The 16,760-nt window shown below is 71.0% G+C and carries 19 protein-coding genes and 1 tRNA gene; 12 read left to right on the top strand and 8 right to left on the bottom strand.

Annotation, left to right across the window (positions count from 1 at the left end; all coding sequences use genetic code 11):
- Window positions 1-35 precede the first annotated feature (35 nt).
- Both NH2_RS17075 and NH2_RS17080 read right to left on the bottom strand, forming a co-directional pair.
- On the bottom strand, window positions 36-461 hold the full coding sequence (locus NH2_RS17075; protein WP_067654688.1) for a Fur family transcriptional regulator: 426 nt from the start codon (window positions 459-461) through the stop codon (window positions 36-38).
- Entirely contained in the window at window positions 458-796 is a 339-nt protein-coding gene (locus NH2_RS17080) for an ArsR/SmtB family transcription factor (RefSeq protein ID WP_067654691.1), read from the bottom strand. The genes NH2_RS17075 and NH2_RS17080 overlap by 4 nt, the downstream gene beginning before the upstream one ends.
- A gap of 194 nt (window positions 797-990) precedes the next feature.
- Between NH2_RS17080 and NH2_RS17085 the strand changes: the two genes are divergently transcribed.
- Window positions 991-2,376, top strand: a complete 1,386-nt coding sequence (locus NH2_RS17085; protein ID WP_067654695.1) for a glycine--tRNA ligase — start codon at window positions 991-993, stop codon at window positions 2,374-2,376.
- Here the strand turns inward: NH2_RS17085 and NH2_RS17090 are convergent, their stop codons facing one another.
- A complete protein-coding gene (locus NH2_RS17090; protein ID WP_067654698.1) occupies window positions 2,377-3,030 on the bottom strand; it encodes a DUF899 family protein in 654 nt (217 codons plus the stop codon).
- A 281-nt stretch (window positions 3,031-3,311) separates the two neighbouring features.
- Here NH2_RS17090 and NH2_RS17095 point away from each other — a divergent pair, with 281 nt between their 5' ends.
- Complete coding sequence (locus NH2_RS17095) at window positions 3,312-4,463, top strand: phthiocerol/phthiodiolone dimycocerosyl transferase family protein (protein WP_245650617.1); 1,152 nt, start codon at window positions 3,312-3,314, stop codon at window positions 4,461-4,463.
- 84 nt (window positions 4,464-4,547) lie between these two features.
- Here NH2_RS17095 and NH2_RS17100 read toward each other — a convergent pair whose 3' ends face one another.
- Window positions 4,548-6,491 carry a TPM domain-containing protein gene (locus NH2_RS17100; protein WP_067654703.1) on the bottom strand — a complete coding sequence of 648 codons (1,944 nt, stop codon included), beginning with the start codon at window positions 6,489-6,491 and terminating at the stop codon, window positions 4,548-4,550.
- Window positions 6,492-6,540: 49 nt separating this feature from the next.
- Between NH2_RS17100 and NH2_RS17105 the strand changes: the two genes are divergently transcribed.
- The 6 genes from NH2_RS17105 (at window position 6,541) to NH2_RS17130 (ending at window position 10,156) form a co-directional block, all read left to right on the top strand.
- Window positions 6,541-7,215 carry an MBL fold metallo-hydrolase gene (locus NH2_RS17105; RefSeq protein ID WP_067654707.1) on the top strand — a complete coding sequence of 225 codons (675 nt, stop codon included), beginning with the start codon at window positions 6,541-6,543 and terminating at the stop codon, window positions 7,213-7,215.
- Between the two features lie 117 nt (window positions 7,216-7,332).
- Window positions 7,333-8,079, top strand: a complete 747-nt coding sequence (locus NH2_RS17110) for a hypothetical protein (RefSeq protein ID WP_157103824.1) — start codon at window positions 7,333-7,335, stop codon at window positions 8,077-8,079.
- Between the two features lies 1 nt (window position 8,080).
- Window positions 8,081-8,386, top strand: a complete 306-nt coding sequence (locus tag NH2_RS17115) for a hypothetical protein (RefSeq protein ID WP_067654713.1) — start codon at window positions 8,081-8,083, stop codon at window positions 8,384-8,386.
- The gene (locus NH2_RS17120) at window positions 8,383-9,267 is read left to right on the top strand and encodes a hypothetical protein (RefSeq protein WP_067654716.1); all 885 of its coding nucleotides are present in this window, start codon (window positions 8,383-8,385) and stop codon (window positions 9,265-9,267) included. The genes NH2_RS17115 and NH2_RS17120 overlap by 4 nt, the downstream gene beginning before the upstream one ends.
- A gap of 98 nt (window positions 9,268-9,365) precedes the next feature.
- Window positions 9,366-9,797, top strand: a complete 432-nt coding sequence (locus NH2_RS17125; protein WP_067654719.1) for a hypothetical protein — start codon at window positions 9,366-9,368, stop codon at window positions 9,795-9,797.
- Window positions 9,798-9,829: 32 nt separating this feature from the next.
- Window positions 9,830-10,156: a hypothetical protein gene (locus NH2_RS17130; RefSeq protein WP_067654722.1), complete on the top strand. Its 327-nt coding sequence runs from the start codon at window positions 9,830-9,832 to the stop codon at window positions 10,154-10,156.
- Here NH2_RS17130 and NH2_RS17135 read toward each other — a convergent pair whose 3' ends face one another.
- A complete protein-coding gene (locus NH2_RS17135) occupies window positions 10,157-11,002 on the bottom strand; it encodes an NAD(P)-dependent oxidoreductase (protein ID WP_067654725.1) in 846 nt (281 codons plus the stop codon).
- A 257-nt stretch (window positions 11,003-11,259) separates the two neighbouring features.
- On the opposite strand from NH2_RS17135, the gene NH2_RS17140 reads away from it, so the two are divergent.
- The 3 genes from NH2_RS17140 to dnaG are packed head-to-tail and all read left to right on the top strand — an operon-like array spanning window position 11,260 to window position 14,998.
- Entirely contained in the window at window positions 11,260-11,838 is a 579-nt protein-coding gene (locus NH2_RS17140) for a YdcF family protein (RefSeq protein ID WP_157103849.1), read from the top strand.
- Window positions 11,835-13,079 (top strand): deoxyguanosinetriphosphate triphosphohydrolase, encoded by a 1,245-nt coding sequence (locus NH2_RS17145; protein ID WP_067654728.1) that lies wholly within the window; start codon window positions 11,835-11,837, stop codon window positions 13,077-13,079. Before NH2_RS17140 ends, NH2_RS17145 begins: the two co-directional genes overlap by 4 nt.
- Before the next feature lie 14 nt (window positions 13,080-13,093).
- The gene (gene dnaG, locus NH2_RS17150; protein WP_067654731.1) at window positions 13,094-14,998 is read left to right on the top strand and encodes a DNA primase; all 1,905 of its coding nucleotides are present in this window, start codon (window positions 13,094-13,096) and stop codon (window positions 14,996-14,998) included.
- On the opposite strand, the gene NH2_RS17155 is transcribed toward dnaG, so the two are convergent.
- Complete coding sequence (locus NH2_RS17155; RefSeq protein WP_067654740.1) at window positions 14,995-15,249, bottom strand: hypothetical protein; 255 nt, start codon at window positions 15,247-15,249, stop codon at window positions 14,995-14,997. The genes dnaG and NH2_RS17155 overlap by 4 nt on opposite strands.
- Before the next feature lie 166 nt (window positions 15,250-15,415).
- On the opposite strand from NH2_RS17155, the gene NH2_RS17160 reads away from it, so the two are divergent.
- Window positions 15,416-15,488, top strand: a tRNA-Asn gene (locus NH2_RS17160).
- A gap of 103 nt (window positions 15,489-15,591) precedes the next feature.
- Here NH2_RS17160 and NH2_RS17165 read toward each other — a convergent pair.
- Entirely contained in the window at window positions 15,592-15,891 is a 300-nt protein-coding gene (locus tag NH2_RS17165; RefSeq protein ID WP_067654743.1) for a DUF1540 domain-containing protein, read from the bottom strand.
- A gap of 236 nt (window positions 15,892-16,127) precedes the next feature.
- Window positions 16,128-16,742 carry a vWA domain-containing protein gene (locus tag NH2_RS17170; RefSeq protein ID WP_084505614.1) on the bottom strand — a complete coding sequence of 205 codons (615 nt, stop codon included), beginning with the start codon at window positions 16,740-16,742 and terminating at the stop codon, window positions 16,128-16,130.
- Window positions 16,743-16,760: the final 18 nt, after the last annotated feature.

A 16,760-nucleotide genomic window follows, 5' to 3' on the forward strand; every position in this document is an offset into this window, starting at 1 on the left:
CGGGCGATCGCCGGCGCTGTGGCCGCGGCGCTCGCTCAGCGCGCGCGCAGGCAGTCGGCGCAGGTGCCGAAGATCTCCAGGGTGTGGCTGACCTCGGTGAAGCCGTACTCGGCGGCGGTGGCATCGGCCCACACCTCGACCGCGGGGCCCGCCACCTCGACGGTCCGGCCGCAGTGCCGGCAGACCAGGTGATGGTGGTGCCCGGTGGAGCACTGCCGGTACACCGACTCGCCGGTATCGGTGCGCAGCACGTCGACCATGCCCGCGTCGGAGAGCGACTGCAGCGTGCGGTAGACGGTGGTGAGGCCGATCCCCTCGCCGCGCTTGCGCAGCTCGTCGTGCAGCTCCTGGGCGGAGCGGAACTCCTCGATATCGCGGAGCAGCGCCGCGATGGCATTGCGCTGGCGCGTGCTGCGCACCCCGACCGCCTTGGCGGCGGTGGACTTGTCGGCCACAATCATCCTTCCTCGGCATGGGCGACGGCGTCCACGACGATGTGTGCCAGGTGGTCGTCGACCAGCTCGTAGAGCACTTCCCGGCCCGATCGCTCGCCGTGCACCACCCCCGCCGCCTTGAGAATCCGCAGGTGCTGGCTCACCAGCGGCTGGGTGACGCCGAGCGCGTCCACCAATTCGTGCACGCAGCGCGGCGACTCCCGCAATTGCAACACGATCGCGATGCGAACGGGGGCGGCGAGTGCGCGCAGCAGTTCACCGGCGTCCTCCAGGACCGCCCGGCTCGGCACCGGAGCCGGGGCGGGGGAACGGTAGGGGTTGTGCGGCACGGCGGCTGTCATCGGTCCATCTCCTTATCGGAAAGCGATTCCATTTTGATATGCACGGTTGCGCATGTCAAACGGACACGCTCCAGGGGCGGTGCGGTGAAAACCGAGTGGCGCTGGGCCGATAGGCTGAGTGTTCAGTGCACTGTGCGTTGTGCGGTGTACATGAACCCCCATCGGGCCGATTCCCAAGGACGGAGAATTCTCGCGTGGCACCCAAGTCGAAGGTGGACACCGTTGCCAACCTCGCCAAGCGCCGGGGTCTGGTGTACCCGTGCGGTGAGATCTACGGCGGCACCAAGTCGGCCTGGGATTACGGCCCGCTCGGCGTCGAGCTGAAGGAGAACATCAAGCGGCAGTGGTGGCGCACCATGGTCACCAGCCGCGACGACGTCGTCGGGCTCGACTCCTCGGTGATCCTGCCCCGCCAGGTCTGGGAGGCCTCCGGCCACGTCGCGACCTTCACCGACCCGCTGGTCGAGTCGCTGATCACGCACAAGCGGTACCGCGCCGACCACCTGCTGGAGGCGTACGAGGAGAAGCACGGCCACCCGCCCGCCAACGGCCTCGCCGACATCCGCGACCCGGAGACCGGCGACCCGGGCAAATGGACCGAGCCGCGCAACTTCTCCGGCCTGCTCAAGACCTTCCTCGGCGCGGTGGACGACGAGGAGGGGCTGCACTACCTGCGCCCGGAGACCGCGCAGGGCATCTTCGTCAACTACAAGAACGTCGAGACCACCGCGCGCAAGAAGCCGCCGTTCGGCATCGCGCAGATCGGCAAGAGCTTCCGCAACGAGATCACGCCGGGCAACTTCATCTTCCGCACCCGCGAGTTCGAGCAGATGGAGATGGAGTTCTTCGTCAAGCCGGGCGAGGACGAGAAGTGGCACCAGTACTGGATCGACACCCGGCTGGCCTGGTACACCGACCTCGGGATCGACCCGGAGAACCTGCGGCTCTTCGAGCACCCCAAGGAGAAGCTCTCGCACTACTCGACCCGCACGGTCGACATCGAGTACCGCTTCCGCTTCCAGGGCAGCGAGTGGGGCGAGCTGGAGGGGCTGGCCAACCGCACCGACTACGACCTGCGCACGCACGCCGAGCACTCCGGCGCCGACCTGAGCTACTTCGACCAGGCCGCGGGCGAGCGCTACATCCCGTACGTGATCGAGCCCGCCGCCGGGCTCACCCGCTCGCTGATGGCCTTCCTGGTCGATGCCTACGCCGAGGACGAGGCGCCGAATGCCAAGGGCGGGGTGGATGTCCGCACCGTGCTCCGGCTGGACCGCAGGCTCTCGCCGGTCAAGGCCGCGGTGCTTCCGCTCTCCCGCAACGCCGACCTGACCCCCAAGGCCAAGGATCTCGCCGCGCAGCTGCGCCGGAACTGGAACGTCGACTTCGACGACGCAGGCGCCATCGGCCGCCGCTACCGGCGCCAGGACGAGATCGGCACCCCGTTCTGCATCACCGTCGACTTCGACACCCTGGAGGACCAGGCCGTCACGGTGCGCGAGCGGGACTCCATGGCGCAGGAGCGGATCGCGCTGGACAAGGTCGAGGGGTACCTCGCGCAGCACCTGATCGGCGCCTGATCAGCGCGGGCGCCCCAGCGGCGTCAGGTCGAGCATGGCGTACGCGCCGATCAGCGGCTCGATGCCGCGCGCGTACGCCGAGTAGGTGTGGAAGACCGCGTCGTCGTCGTCCCGCCAGAAGACGCTGACGCCGGGCTGCTCGTCGCCGAGTCGCCGCCCGGCGAGCGCGTGCTCCCTGGCGGAGCGGTAGTTGTAGCGGACCGGCGCGATATCGGCGTCCAGCGAGACGTGGAAGTCGTAGTTGAAGGCGCTGCCGAAGGACGAGTACATGGGGAATGCCCAGCCGTGCGCGGCGTGGTAGCCCGCCAGCCGCTCCCAGGGCCCGCGGCTGATCGCGGCGAAGGCGGTGTCCCGCCCGGGTGATCGCGCGATGCCGTCGAGCACGGCGGCGCAGCCGGGGCAGCCCTCGTCCCGATCCCACTGCCACATGAGGTGGTAGACGATCAGCTGCCTGCGGCCCTCGAAGAGCTCGGGCAGCCGGACGCGGCCGCCTGCCCCCTCGAAGACGTACTCCTCCGGCACCGGGACCATCGGCAGCGCCCGCCTGCGCGCGGCGAGCGCGTCCAGCGCCCCGGTGACCGCCTTCTCCTCCGCGAGCAGCGCTGCGCGGGCCGCGAGCCACTCGGCCCGGCTCGCCACGGCCGGACGCGTCATGGGACCTCTCCTTCGCCGATCTCCGGATGTGACACGGGTTCGTTCCAGCGGCCGCTGCGGATGGGTTGCTGGAGAGATGCTGGGGGCTCGGGGGAGTTTCCCGAACGGTTGCCGGGATTCGCAGTATTCGCATGCCGCGGCGGCGATCCGGATTGCGTCCCTCCCCCGGTTGCCGCACCCTTGCGGATGTGTTGCGGGAGAGGGTCGAGACGGTGCGCGAACTGGCGCCGTCGGAGGAGCGATTCGTTCGGCACGGAACGTTCACCGGACGTTCCGTCGCGGTGTCCGGTGCCCTCGATATCCGGGTGCTCCGAAGAGCCTTCGCGGACCTGCAGGCCTCGTACCCGATCCTGCGCTGCCGCATCGCCACCGACCCCGCCCGCCTGCTCGCCCCGCGCGGCCGGGCGCCCCGGCTCTGGCTCGCCACCGGCGACCCCGCCGCGGTCTCGCTGCCGCGCCGCGCGCTGCGCCCGGACCGCGCGCTCGGCTACCTGGACGTGGTCCGCCACCGCGGCCTGGCCCGGGTGACGCTGTACGTGCACCACGCCGTCGCCGATGCCGGGCACTGCCTCGCGCTCTTCGCCCGGCTGTGGGAGCTGTACACCGAGCGGGTCGAATACGGCCGGGCCACGGTGCTGGAGCACCCGGTGCCGCTGCCGCTGGAGCAGCACGTGCGCGAGGCCGGGCTGAGCCGGGCAGGCGTCTCCGGGCTGGAGGCGGTCATCGCCCCGGCGCCGCCGCCACCGCCGCCCGCCGGGCACACGCCGGGGCCGCAGGCGCTGGCGCGGCCCCACCGGCTCGTCCTCGACCCGGCGGCGACCGCGCGGCTCACCGGGTACGCCCGCGCGCACGGGGTCTCGATGAACGGGGTGGTGACCGCCGCGCTGCTGCGCGCCTTCGCAGAACTCGCACCGGCGCGCGGGCCGGTCGGCTGCGTCTACCCGGTGGACCTGCGCACCCGGCTGGGGCAGCCCGTCACGGCGTGCGGCGGCACCAATATGGCCGGGCTCGCGGGGTTCGTGGCGGAGCTCGACCGGGCGGACGACCCGGTCGAGCTGGCGCAGCGGGTGAGCAGTACGCTGCGCCACGATCTCGCCGAGGGCATCGTCCAGCAGTCGGTGCTGCACTTTCCGGATTTCTACGGCGACCGGCGGGTGCACTCGCTGGCCGGGCATGTCGCGATCACCAATACCGGTGTCGTACGGCCGTTCACGGTGCCCGCCGGGCTGCGGCTGACCGACTACGAGATCGTCTACCTCTCCGCGCATCCCCGGCCCTCGGCGGGGGCGAGTGCCGCGGTGACGTTCCTGGTCTACACGTATGCCGGGCGGCTGAGCGTCGGGGTGCTCGGGGGCGGTGATCCGCAGCGGATGGCAGCGGCTGTCCGCGCGGAGCTGGAGCTGCTGGTCGAGGGGGTTCCGGTCGCGGGGTGATGGGTCCGGCAGGGGCAGCCGGGCAGGCGCAGGCGCTCGGGGCGCGCCCCGGCGCCGGGCACCCGGCCTGTCCTGGTGCCCGGCTCAGAACCGCCCGCCGCGGCCGATCCGCCGCGACCCGGACGCCCCGCCGTACGAGCGCGGCCGATACCCGCCGCCACCACCCGCGGCACCGCGCAGCAAACCCTCCACCAGGATGCCGCCGAGCACCGCACCCGCCTGCCCGCCGCCGGACGGCGCCCGGCTCGCCTCCCAGCGCCGCACATCGGCCTGCGCCTCGCGCAGCGCGGTGCCGCCGAGTTCCGCCGCCGCGCGGGCGTTCTCCAGCGCCGCGGCGGGGTCGCCCGCGGCCAGCCGCTGCGCCTCGTCCAGCCGCCGCTGCGCCTCGGAGAGCCGGGTGCGCGCTTGCGCGTCCACCGCGCCGCGCCTGGTGCCGACGAAATCGCCCGCGGCCGCGACCTGCCCGCGCGCCGCGGTGAGCGCGTGCTCCAGCCGCCCGCGCAGCTCCGCCTCGGCCCGCCGGTGTTCGGTCGCGGCCGCGATCACCCGATCCAGCTCGCCGTCGGCCCGGACGACCTCGCGGAAGGCACCGAGCGGATCGCTCTCGGCGGCCGCCTCGGCCCCGGCCAGCGCCGCCTGCGCTGCCGTGCGCGCGGCCGCGAGCGGCGATCCGCCGTGCGCGGTGAGCCCCGCCGCCGTCTCCAGGTCGGCGCGGAGCTCGGCGAGCGCGGCGGGCAGCCCCGCCCGCGCGGCGGCGATATCGGCGGCCGCCGTGGCGATGGCGCCGAGTAGCGTGCGCGCCTGGCCGAGCGCTGCCTCGGCGCCGCGGATCGCTCCCACCGCTTCGCCCTGCTCGCCCACCGGCTTCGCCAGCGCCGCCCGCCCGGCGTCGATCGCCCGCTCGCCGAACGTGATTCGCTCCCGCGCCGCCGCGACATTGCCCGGCACCGAGACCAGCGTGCTCGCCGGGTAGGTGCCGGTGAGCCGGGCCAGCTCGGCCTCGGCGCCAGGCACCGCGCCGGTGAGCTCGACCAGGTCGCGGGTGAGCGCGTCCAGCCGGGCGCCGCCGTTCAGCAGCAGATCCCGCATGGCATCGAATTCCCCGACCCGCCCGTCCAGTTCGCGATCCGCCCGGCCGACCGTGCCGAGCAGCTCGAGCAGCAGCGTGCGCTGCTGGTCCGGCGTCTCCGGGACGGCGTCGTCCAGCTGTTGCCTGATCTGGAAGGCGCGGCTCGCCGCCTGCCGCGCGCTGTCCAGCGCGGTGTGGAAGGGGGCGGTCGCGGTGGCGCCGAACTCGCCGGTGGCGATCTCCAGCTCCTCGCCGCTGGTCCGGATGGCGTCGTCCAGCTCGACCAGCACCTCGCGCGAGCGGGCGTGCAGCGTCTCCAGCGAGAGCGCGCCGATGGCGGCGACATTGTCCGGGTCCAGGCTGCGCGCCGCCGCCAGTTCCGCGCTGCGCCTGCGATTCCGCCGGATCCGCGACCACCCGACCAGCCCCGCGGCCGCGGCCACCACCAGCACGACCACGATCACCAGCCCCACCGGGCTCACCCCGCCGCCGCGCAGCGCCGCGTCGATGCCGTCGGCCGCCGCGACCCCGGCGCCCGCCCAGCGCCCCGCGCGCAGCTCGGGCTCCACCCGCTCGGCCAGGATGTCGTCCAGCTCGCCGCCGGTGAGGCCGGCGGGCAGCTCGCCGTCGAACCAGTACGCCCGATCCTCGGTGGCCACCGCGAGCAGCAGGTCGCGCGAGCCGAAGCCGGAGAGCGCCGCGGTGCGCTCGGCCCAGCTCTGCGGCGCCATGCCGTCGAAGTCGGGCACGTAGACCACCCACAGCCGGACCTGGTGGTTGCCGTAGAGGTTGTCGACCGCGGCGTTCACCCGGTCGCTGCCCGCGGTGTCCAGCGCGTTCGCCTCGTCCAGCACCTGCGGCCCGATCCGCAGCGGCGGCTCCGCGCCCGCCGGCGCCACCGGGAGCAGGGCGAGCAACACCGCGAGCAGCAGAACCACGCGCACCTTCAGCACCGACATGGCCCCGATCCAACCAGACCGCGCGCCGCACGCTGGCTAGCATCGAGCCGTGATCACGATCGACCAGCCCTACACCGGCCACGTCTCCCCGGGATCGAACCCGCAGCAACGCGACGTCCCCGGCGCCCGCATCGTCAAACTGTCGGTCGGCCCGATGGACAACAACAGCTACCTGGTGCAGTGCACCGCCACCGGCGCCGCCCTGCTCATCGACGCCGCGAACGAACCCGACCGGCTCCGCGCCCTGCTCGCCCAGGAGGCGGCCGACCGGGTCGAGCTCATCGTCACCACGCACCAGCACGGCGACCACTGGCAGGCGCTCGCCGACATCGCCGCCGCCACCGGCGCCCCCACCGCCGCGCACGCCCTCGACGCCGGCCCGCTGCCCGTCACCCCCGACCGGCTGCTCGCCGACGGCGACACCGTCGAGATCGGCGAACTCCGCTTCGACATCGTGCACCTCCAGGGCCACACCCCCGGCTCGGTCGCGCTCGTGCTGCGCGACGGCGGCGGCGTGGTGCACATCTTCACCGGCGACTGCCTCTTCCCCGGCGGCATCGGCAAAACCTCCGGCGCCGAGAGTTTCGACGCGCTGCTCACCGGTGTCCGCACCAAACTCTTCGAGCGCTACGAGGATGCCGTGGTATACCCCGGGCACGGTGACGACACCACCCTCGCCGCCGAGCGGCCGCAACTCGCGGAGTGGGCCGAGCGGGGATGGTGAGAAAATACCGCGTTGACACGGCGGATTCTGTAGGAGAAGGTGGCGACTACGGGGAGTGATCAGGGGGAAGCAAATGTCGGCATCATGGTTCGGCTCGGTCGACTGCGGTGATCCGTAGTGGCGGTGTCGGGCTTTTTCAATCACTATGACGATCCTGACGAGTTCTGGGACGACGAACCTCTGGTGCCGAGCCGGGCAACGACGGAATCTCGTCGACCCGTTCCGGCGCGCAACCCGTCGGTTCGAGCCCCCTTGGTGGCGCCGACGCAAACGGCTTCCGGCGTCGGCTCCTCCTTCGTGACGATGGAAATCGACAGGGGTCTTCTCCCCGACCGCATCGAGTTCGCGCGAAATTGGAATTCGTATTTCGGGCCGCACGAGGTCGGCGCGGAACTGATGGCGGCGTATCGCGCGGCGATAACCCGGTGGCTCGAGCGCAGTTATGCGGGCGATAGGTGGCCGAGTCCGCGGGAGTTGTCGACGACCGCGGTCCCCGATCATCGGACGAGGCTGATCCTGCTGCTCGGAACGACGACGTGGGATGAGTACAGCAGGCTCGCCAGCAGCATGATCGGTGGCGGACATTTCGAAGCTCGGAGCGGTGCCGACCGGGCCGGTGGGCATGCGGTCGTCGTGACCGCCGATCGGCGATACCTCGAGTCGGTGGTCGTGGACAGCCGGTGGGCGGCGATGGTGCGCGCCGACGAGATCACGGCGGCGGTACTGCGTTGCTGTGCTCGAATACGGTCGGCTCGGCCCGATTTCACGGCACCGGACTGCTACCCGCAGTACTCGATCGCCGCTCCGGAGCACGAGTTGGAACTTCACCGGAACGCACTTCTTCTGAATCGGGTGGTGAGCTGAGTTGACGGACAAGCTGGCGGTGTCGCTGAACGCCATGAAACTGGCGGTCGGCCGATGGGGTGACGCGGCGGACAACCTGACGGTAGGCAGAGATCGGACCTCGAAGGTCGAACTCGGCACGAGTGGTAAGACCTTCGGTGCGGCGCTTACCCAGTACGCTCCCGCCGCGGCCTATGTGCGGGACAGGTTGAGCGAGGGCGTCACTGTTTTCGAGGACATCGCCTCGGTATTGAAGTCGGCGCACGACCAGTACGAGACGGAAGAACTCAACAGCCGCAACAAGCTGCGCCCGCTGGAGGAGCAGTGACGGACCTGCGTAGTGGGCTGCAGTCGAATATCGCGTACATCAGGGATACGACCAAGGAGATCGGCGATCTCCCGGCCCAGGTCGACGGGTTCAGCGGAGATATCGTCACTTGGATTCGCGTCGATGGCTACTCCAAGTTCCCTAACCCCTTCGCAATCGAACGAGCCGTCGATCGCGTATGGGAGAACCGCGACCGAATAAATCAGGCAATCAGGGAATCGTGGAACACGCTCGTCGAGCTCGACCCCGAACTGGAAGTGCCGGTTCGATTGATCGGTTTCGCTGACGAGTGGCGGAACATCCAGGGTGATCTCACCGCGGCTCAGACGAACTTCAACGAGACCAATCTCAGCGCGGAATGGCAAGGTGACGCCGCTTCTCGATACGTGGAGATGCGCAGCCGCCAGCAGACCGCGCTCGTCTCGATGCAGGACGTCTGCGGTCAGATCGCGGTGAACCTCGAAGATGTGGCGAACGCTCAGCTGACGTTGTACACCGAGCTGGCGACGAAATCGCAGGAGCTGGTAGAGCGGGTCACGGAGGTAGCGGGCAGCTTCATAGCCTCGATGTTCGACCTCCCCCGGGGGGCGATCTCGGCCCAGGCCGACTTGCTGACGGCGGTCGAGGCAAGCAAATCCTTCATTCTCGGCACCGTGACCTCGATGGCGACCAGCGCACAATCCTTGATCATCAGCGGAAATCGGATCGCGCAGACCCTGTCCATCCAGCGTGGTCTTCCGAACAATCACTGGCCACCGGGAGTGAAGGAGTCCTACGGCACCGGGATCGACGGTATCCGCATTGCCATCGGGGACGGGGCCGCGAGCGATGGCGACAAATCGGATTGGGAACTCGGGGCTACCAAGGTCGTGACCGAATGAGTCGCTCGGGGCGGGTCGCCTCATTCCTCGCCTTGTTCGCGCTGGCGATGGGATGCTCCCCGGAGCCGGGAACGCCGGCACCGGCGCAGCCCCGCCCGATGACGCTCGCCGAGCTGTGTTCCGATATCGCGCAGTTCTTCACCGCGCAACTCTCCGCAGCGCCCGTGGCACCCGGCTCGCTCTCGTCGCTGGACGGCGCGATCAACTCCGCCGCGAACTGCCTCATCGCGCAGGGCGAGACCACCGTCGGGGAGTGGTCGTCGCACCGCGACCCGACCGCGACGGATCCGACCGAGGGCGAGACCGGGTATCAGCGCCGGACCGTCGGTGCGGACCCGGTCTGGATGCTGGATCGGGGCAGCCCGACCGGCATCGTCGAATTCGTGACCAGGGTCGGCGACTGGAACGCGACGCTGTTGGTCCTAGAGCCGGCCACCCGGAACGGCATCCTGTCGAACGCCGACACCGACGCCGCATCCCGCTTCCTGGTGGAAACGACGACAAAGCTCACCGCCCTGCCGAACGAATAAGCAGAAAACGGACATCGCCCTACACTGACCCCATGCGTCGCTCGCTCGCCCTCCTGCTCCTCGCCCTCGCCGCCACGGCCTGCACAGCGCAGGGCCCGGGATCGACGACGAACTGCGACGTCTCCGGCTGCACGGTGACATTCCAGCGCGGCGTCGCGGCGTCGGCGAGCATCCTCGGCGTGGACGCGAAACTCGTTGCGGTGAACGGCAACCTGGTGACCCTCGAGATCGCGGGCCAGCAGGTGACGGTGCCCGCGGGAGAGCAGGGGCAGGCGGCGGAGGGGTTGAACGTGGCGGTGCAGGAGGTCACCGAGCAGCAGGTGGTGGTGAAGATCGGGACCGGCCTGCAGCCGAACTGATCAGGGCAGCAGACTCTCGAACATCCGCTCGGAGCTGTGCCCCCCGAACCCCGCCGCGATCTGCCGATCCGCGAGATTCCGCACCGCCCCGATGATGTCGAGATCCACCCCGGCCTCCCGGCTCGCACCCACGATCGCGTCCAGCGCCGCCTTGGTGAAGGTCAGCGACTGGAACGGCTCCGCGTAGTCCCCGGAGTCGATCTTCGCCCCGAGCTCCGGCAGCGACCCCGTCATGGCGGCGATCCAGGCGCCCGCGCGTTCCCCGAACTCGGTGGCCGGTATCCCGGCGGAACGAACCATGGCCGCGCCGTGGTAGAACCCGGCGAACATGGTGTACATCCCGGCCAGCAGCGCGAAGTCGACCAGCGAGGCGTGCCCGGCATCGGCGCCGAGGTACTCCGCCGTCCCGAACACCTCGAGCACCGCCCGGTACCGCTCGAAGACCGCGGCCGACCCGCTGTAGAGCAGCGACGACCCGGGCGCGCCGATCATCGGCGGCGTCGCCATGATGCCGCCGTCCAGATACTCGATGCCGTGCCCGGCCGCCCACCCGGCCAGCTCCCTGGCGCTCGCGGGCTCGGTGCTGGTCAGGTTGACCACGGCGCGGCCGGCGAGTTTCCCGGCGAACGGGTCGAGCGTCTCGTGGACGGAGGCGTGGTCGAACAGGCAGACGATGACGAGATCGCTGGTCAGCGCCTCGGGCAGCGGGAGCTCCACGGCACCGGCGGGCACCGGCCGCCCTGGTGTGCGGTTCCAGACGGTGGCCGGGTGCCCGGCGGCGAGCAGCGCGGCGGCCAGCGCCCGGCCCATGGCGCCCTGACCGAGCACGGTCACGGATGGGGTCATGCGAAACTCCCGGAAATCGGAGGAACGAGGTCGGCGCCGCCACCGATCCTCCCGACCCCGGAACGCCCCCACAAGTACGCACTTCGTCGTTGGCTACCTACCCCGAGGTGAGTATGGCGCCGACCTGGCAGACTTGACCCGTGAATCCCGCCCAGTTGCAGACCCGCCCGCTGCCGCGAGCGCCGCGCGACCCGCGGCGCGGCTTCGGCGCGGCGCTCTGGCGCTGGATCGTGCGGTTCGTCCTCGGCGCGCTGCTGATGGCGATCGTGCTGGTCGGCGGCACCGCCTTCCGGGTATGGCAGGTGGCGCGGATCGACGACTACACCCCGGCCGACGCCATCGTGGTGCTCGGCGCCGCCCAGTACTCCGGCACCCCGTCCTCGGTCTTCGAGGCCAGGCTGGAGCGGGCAAACCGGCTGTACAAGGCCGGCGTCGCACCGGTGGTGATCACGGTCGGCGGCAAACAGCAGGGCGACCTCTACACCGAGGCCGCGTCCGGCAAGAACTACCTGATGGACCAGGGCGTGCCCGAGGAGGCGATCCTCGCGGTCGAGACCGGGTCGGACACGCTGCGCAGCATCGAGGCGGTCGCCGCCGCCATGCGGGAGCGCGGCTGGTCGTCGGCGGCGCTGGTCAGCGACCCCTGGCACTCGCTGCGCACCAGGACCATGGCGCGCGACGCCGGGCTGGCGGCCTGGACCGCGCCCACCCGCTCCGGCCCCGCCGTCTACACCCGCGAATCGCAGGCCCACGGCATCGCCAGGGAGACCGGCGCGCTGCTCTGGTATCAGCTCACGCACTTCTCCGCCGACTTCGAATACACAGCGGGACAATGACCTACACCGACCACGACCGCGCCCGCCTGGTCCGGGAGGCGGCCAAGACCGCCGGGCTCGGCCCGGCCGGCGAGGAGACCGGCCACCGCACCGAGTTCGCCCGCGACCGGGCCCGGGTGCTGCACTCCGCCGCGCTGCGCAGGCTCGCGGACAAGACCCAGGTCATGGGCCCGCGCGACGGCGACACCCCGCGCACCAGGCTCACCCACTCGCTGGAGGTCGCGCAGATCGGCCGCGGCATCGCCGACGGTCTCGGCTGCGACCCCGACCTCGCCGACCTGGCCGGGCTCGCGCACGACATCGGCCACCCGCCCTACGGCCACAACGGCGAGCGCGCGCTGGACATCTTCGCCGAGGCGTACGGCGGCTTCGAGGGCAACGCGCAGAACCTGCGCATCCTCACCCGGCTGGAGCCCAAGGTGGTCACCCCAGACGGCGCGTCGGCCGGGCTCAACCTCACCAGGGCCGCCCTGGACGCCGCCATCAAGTATCCGTGGGTGCGTGATGCCCCGCGCAGCAAGTTCGGCGCCTACGCCGTGGACGCCGACCGACTGGCCTGGGTCCGTGCGGGCGCCCCCGAGCGCAGGCAGACGCTGGAGTGCCAGGTCATGGACTGGGCCGACGACGTCGCCTACTCGGTGCACGACGTGGAGGACGGCGTGATCGCGGGCCGCATCGACCTGCGCGCCCTCGCCGACCCCGCCGAGCAGCGCGCCCTCGCCGACCTCGGCCACAACCGCGACCTCACGGCGGACGAACTCTGCGCCGCCGCCCAGCGCCTCTCCGAACTCCCGGTGGTCGCCGACGCCACCGGCTACGACGCCACCTTCCGCGCCTCGGTCGCGCTCAAACGGCTGACCAGCGAGCTGGTCGGGCGCTTCACCACCGCCGCCGTCACCGCCACCAGGGCGGTCGCGGGGGAGCGGCCGCTCACCCGCTACGCCGCCGACCTGGAGGTGCCGCGGGTCGTTGCCGCCGAGGTCGCCGTGCTCAAGACCGTCGCGCTGCGCTACGTCATGTCCGACCGGCGGCACAAGATGCGCCAGGCCGAGCAGCGCGCCACCATCCTCGCCGTCGCGAACGCCCTGCTCGCCGCCGCGCCGCGCTACCTCGACCCGGTGCTGCTGCCGTGGTGGAAGGCGGCAGGCGACGACACCGCGCGGGTCAGGGTGATCGTCGACCAGATCGCCTCCTACACCGAGAGCCGCCTGGAGCGGGTGGCCACCGCACTGCCCGGCTGACCTAGACTCGACCCGTGGCCGGACGACTTCCCGACCGCGATATCGCGGCGATCAGAGAACGCGTCCGGATCGAGGACGTAGTGGGCGAGTACGTCGCGCTGCGCAGCGCCGGGCCGCAGTCCATGCGCGGGCTCTGCCCGTTCCACGACGAGAAGTCGCCCTCCTTCCACGTGCGCCCGCACCTCGGGCTCTTCCACTGCTTCGGCTGCGGCGAGGGCGGCGACGTGTACGCCTTCCTGCAGAAGATCGAGCACATCGGCTTCGTCGAGGCCGTCGAGCAGATGGCCGACCGGCTCGGCTACCGGATCAACTACGAGGGCGGCGGCACCTCGGTGCAGCGCGATCGCGGCTCGCGGGCGCGGCTGGTCGCGGCGAATGCGGCCGCGCACGAGTTCTACCAGGCCCAGCTCGACCAGCCCGAGGCCGAGGCCGCGCGGAACTACCTCACCGAGCGCAACTTCGACTCCGCCGCCGCCCGCCAGTTCGGCTGCGGCTATGCCCCCGGCGGCTGGGACACGCTCAGCAAGCACCTGCTCAACCGCGGCTTCGAATTCAAGGAGCTGGAGGCCGCCGGGCTCGCCAAGCAGGGCAGGCACGGCCCGATCGACCGCTTCCACCGGCGGCTGCTGTGGCCGATCCGGAACCTCGGCGGCGACGTCATCGGCTTCGGCGCGCGCAAGCTCTTCGAGGACGACACCATGCCGGGCAAGTACGTCAATACACCGGAGACCGTGCTGTACAAGAAGTCCCAGGTGCTCTTCGGGCTCGACCTGGCCAAGCGCGAGATCGCCAAGGGGCACCAGGCGGTGGTGGTCGAGGGCTACACCGACGTCATGGCCATGCACCTGGCCGGGGTGAAGACCGCCGTCGCCTCCTGCGGCACCGCCTTCGGCGACGACCACATGGCCATCCTGCGCAGGCTGCTCATGGACGACAATTTCTGGCGCGGCGAGATCATCTACACCTTCGACGGCGATGCCGCAGGCCAGGCCGCCGCCGTGAAGGCCTTCTCGGGCGACCAGAAGCTCGCCGGCCAGACCTACATCGCCGTCGCCCCCGACGGCCAGGACCCCTGCGAGCTGCGCCAGCACTCCGGCGACGCCGCCCTGCGCGACCTGGTCGCCCGCCGCACCCCGCTCTACGAGTTCGTCATCCGCGGCCTGCTCGCCGAGCACAACCTGGACACCGCCGAGGGCCAGGTCGAGGCGTTGCGCCGCGCCGTCCCGGTGGTGGCGCGGATCAAGGACAACGCGCTGCGCAAGGCGTACGCGACCAAGCTGGCCGGGTGGGTCGGCTGGGACGACATCCAGACCGTGGTGCGCCGCGTCGGCGAGGAGGCCCGCCGCGGCCCCCGCACCGAGCACCGCCGCGCCGGCGCCACCGCCGCCGCCCCCGCTCCCCGCCCCGAGCCGAGCCCGCTCGCCGACCCCGCGCTCATCCCGCAGCGCCAGGCCCTCGCCGCCGCGCTGCAATACCCCGGCATCGCGGGCGTCGCCTTCGATGCCCTGGAACCCGAGGTCTTCACCCACCCCACCCTCGCCGCCGTGCGCGCCCTGATCGCCGAGGCGGGCGGCACCGCGGCCGGCCTCGACGGCGCCGCCTGGATCAGCGCCGTCGCCGACCGCGCCGACGACCTCACCCTGCGCGGCCTGATCAGCGAACTGGCCGGCCAGCCGCTCCCGGTCAAAACCGACGCCGACATCCCGCGCTTCGTCACCGGGGTGCTGGCCAGGGCACAGGAAGCCTGGGTAGGCAGGCAGATCGCCGAACTCAAATCCAAGCTGCAGCGAGTGTCCTCCACCGAGCAGCAGGAGGCCTACATGGCGCTCTTCGGCGACCTGGTCGCGCTCGAGCAGTACCGCAAGAGCCTGCTCACACAGGCCATGGGCAACCACGGCGACTTCGCCACCAGCGGCTAGCGCGCCCCCCGCCGCAGCTGATCGTGCGGAACCATGATCGTGGTGCGCTCGTCCAGCGGCTCCATCGGCTCCAGCTTCTGCTGCGTGCTCAACCGGTCCGACAGCCGCTGCCTGCCGACCAGCACCAGCTTCCGCGTCACCGGGCTGCCCGCCACCGCCCGCGTCGCCGCGGAGATCTGCTCGTACCGCGCCCGTCCCGCCTTGCTACCCAGCACGTACCCGGCCGCGACACCGATGATCAACCGCAGCATGCCTGTGAGCTCCTCCCGATTCGCCTGTCCGCGCCACCATCCTGCCCGACCCCCGCCCCACCTGTCGATCCGGGCATGTTCCCAGCTAGAACCGCGATTTGGGCTGGCGTCGCCGCATACGCTAAAGTTTCCTCTCGGTCAGCCCGGACAGGGCGGGTCGAGATGGTCCCCTATAGCTCAATTGGCAGAGCAGCCGACTGTTAATCGGCAGGTTTCTGGTTCGAGTCCAGATGGGGGAGCAGGAAAAGCCCCTCACCAGCGTAAGCGGTGCGGGGCTTTTTCGCTGTCCGTGCCGCGAACGGGCGGCACCTCGGGTGCGGGCCGCCCGCCGCGGAGCGAAGGTCAGGAGGGGGAGTAAGTCAGGCAGTTGGCCGAGTGGTCACCCGAGCCGACCCCGACGCGGATGTTCGGCGCGCTGCACTCCAGGTTCCGGTTGTGCGTGCAATCCGCGCGCTGGCAGGCGCCGACCATGGAGGTGACGCGCTCCAGGCCGCCCTTGGCGGAGAGCGGGATGAAGGTGGTGCAGTCGGCGGAGCCGTTCTCGCCCGCGACATTGATCGCGAAGGCGTGGCAGCCGTCGTGGTTGTACGAGCAATCGCTCACCGTGCATTCGCTGACGTGAGGCATTTCCATCGTGGTCATGAATTCCTCCGTGCGTTCGGGGGCCCGTGGGAGGGCTCCCACGGGGGTTCCGAGTCGATCGTAGAACGGTTCGGCGGAGGTGAATAGCAAGGTCAGGCTAGCCTGGGTAGCCGAATGGCCGGGTTCGGTGACAGTGCGCGCGTGGTTCGGCCACTCGGGCGGATCGCTTTTCGGCGGCCGAGCGGAAGTGCTGCCGCTGTGCCGGGTCTCTAGGGTTCGCAAATTGTGGGCAAACGTCATTTCCTGCGCTGCAACCCGGTCGCGAGGGCCGCGATCTGGGTCGAGATGGTGTGCGGTGTCGCGGTGCGCGGCCGCTCGTTGACCTCGCTCGAGATCTCGTCCAGCGCGCGGGCCGAGGCGTCGCCGAGACCGAGGGTGAGGATCCGGATGTCCTCGGCGCGCATCGCCGCGGACTTGGCGACGGCACGGCGGCGGTCGCCGAGATCGCCGTCCCCGAAGATGGCCACCACCCGATCCGTGTGGCGGCTGCGCCTGCCGAGCAGGTGGTGCGCGTGGTCGAGCGCGTCGTTGATGTCGGTCCCCCCGCCGCAGGCGGCGGCGTCCAGGAACCGCAGCACCGGGGTGAGCTCCCGGCTCGGCTCGATATCGGCGGCGATCGAGTGGTGCCACAGGACCACCCCGACCTCGTAGTACGCGCCGATCGCTTCCTCGGCGAAGGTCTTCGCCCCGAGCACCGCGCCTGCCAGCGGCGCCCCGGACATCGAGCCGCTGACGTCGATGCAGAGCACCACCACCCCGCCGAAGTTCTCCTGGATCTTGCCGAGGTAGGCCCCGACCGGGTACTGGGTCAGTCCGGCGGAGCCGAAATCGCGTCTCAACCAGGTACTCATCTGCTACCCACTGTCTCG

Origin of the sequence: Nocardia harenae NBRC 108248, assembly GCF_001612885.1 — a bacterium.
Lineage (GTDB): Bacteria > Actinomycetota > Actinomycetes > Mycobacteriales > Mycobacteriaceae > Nocardia > Nocardia harenae.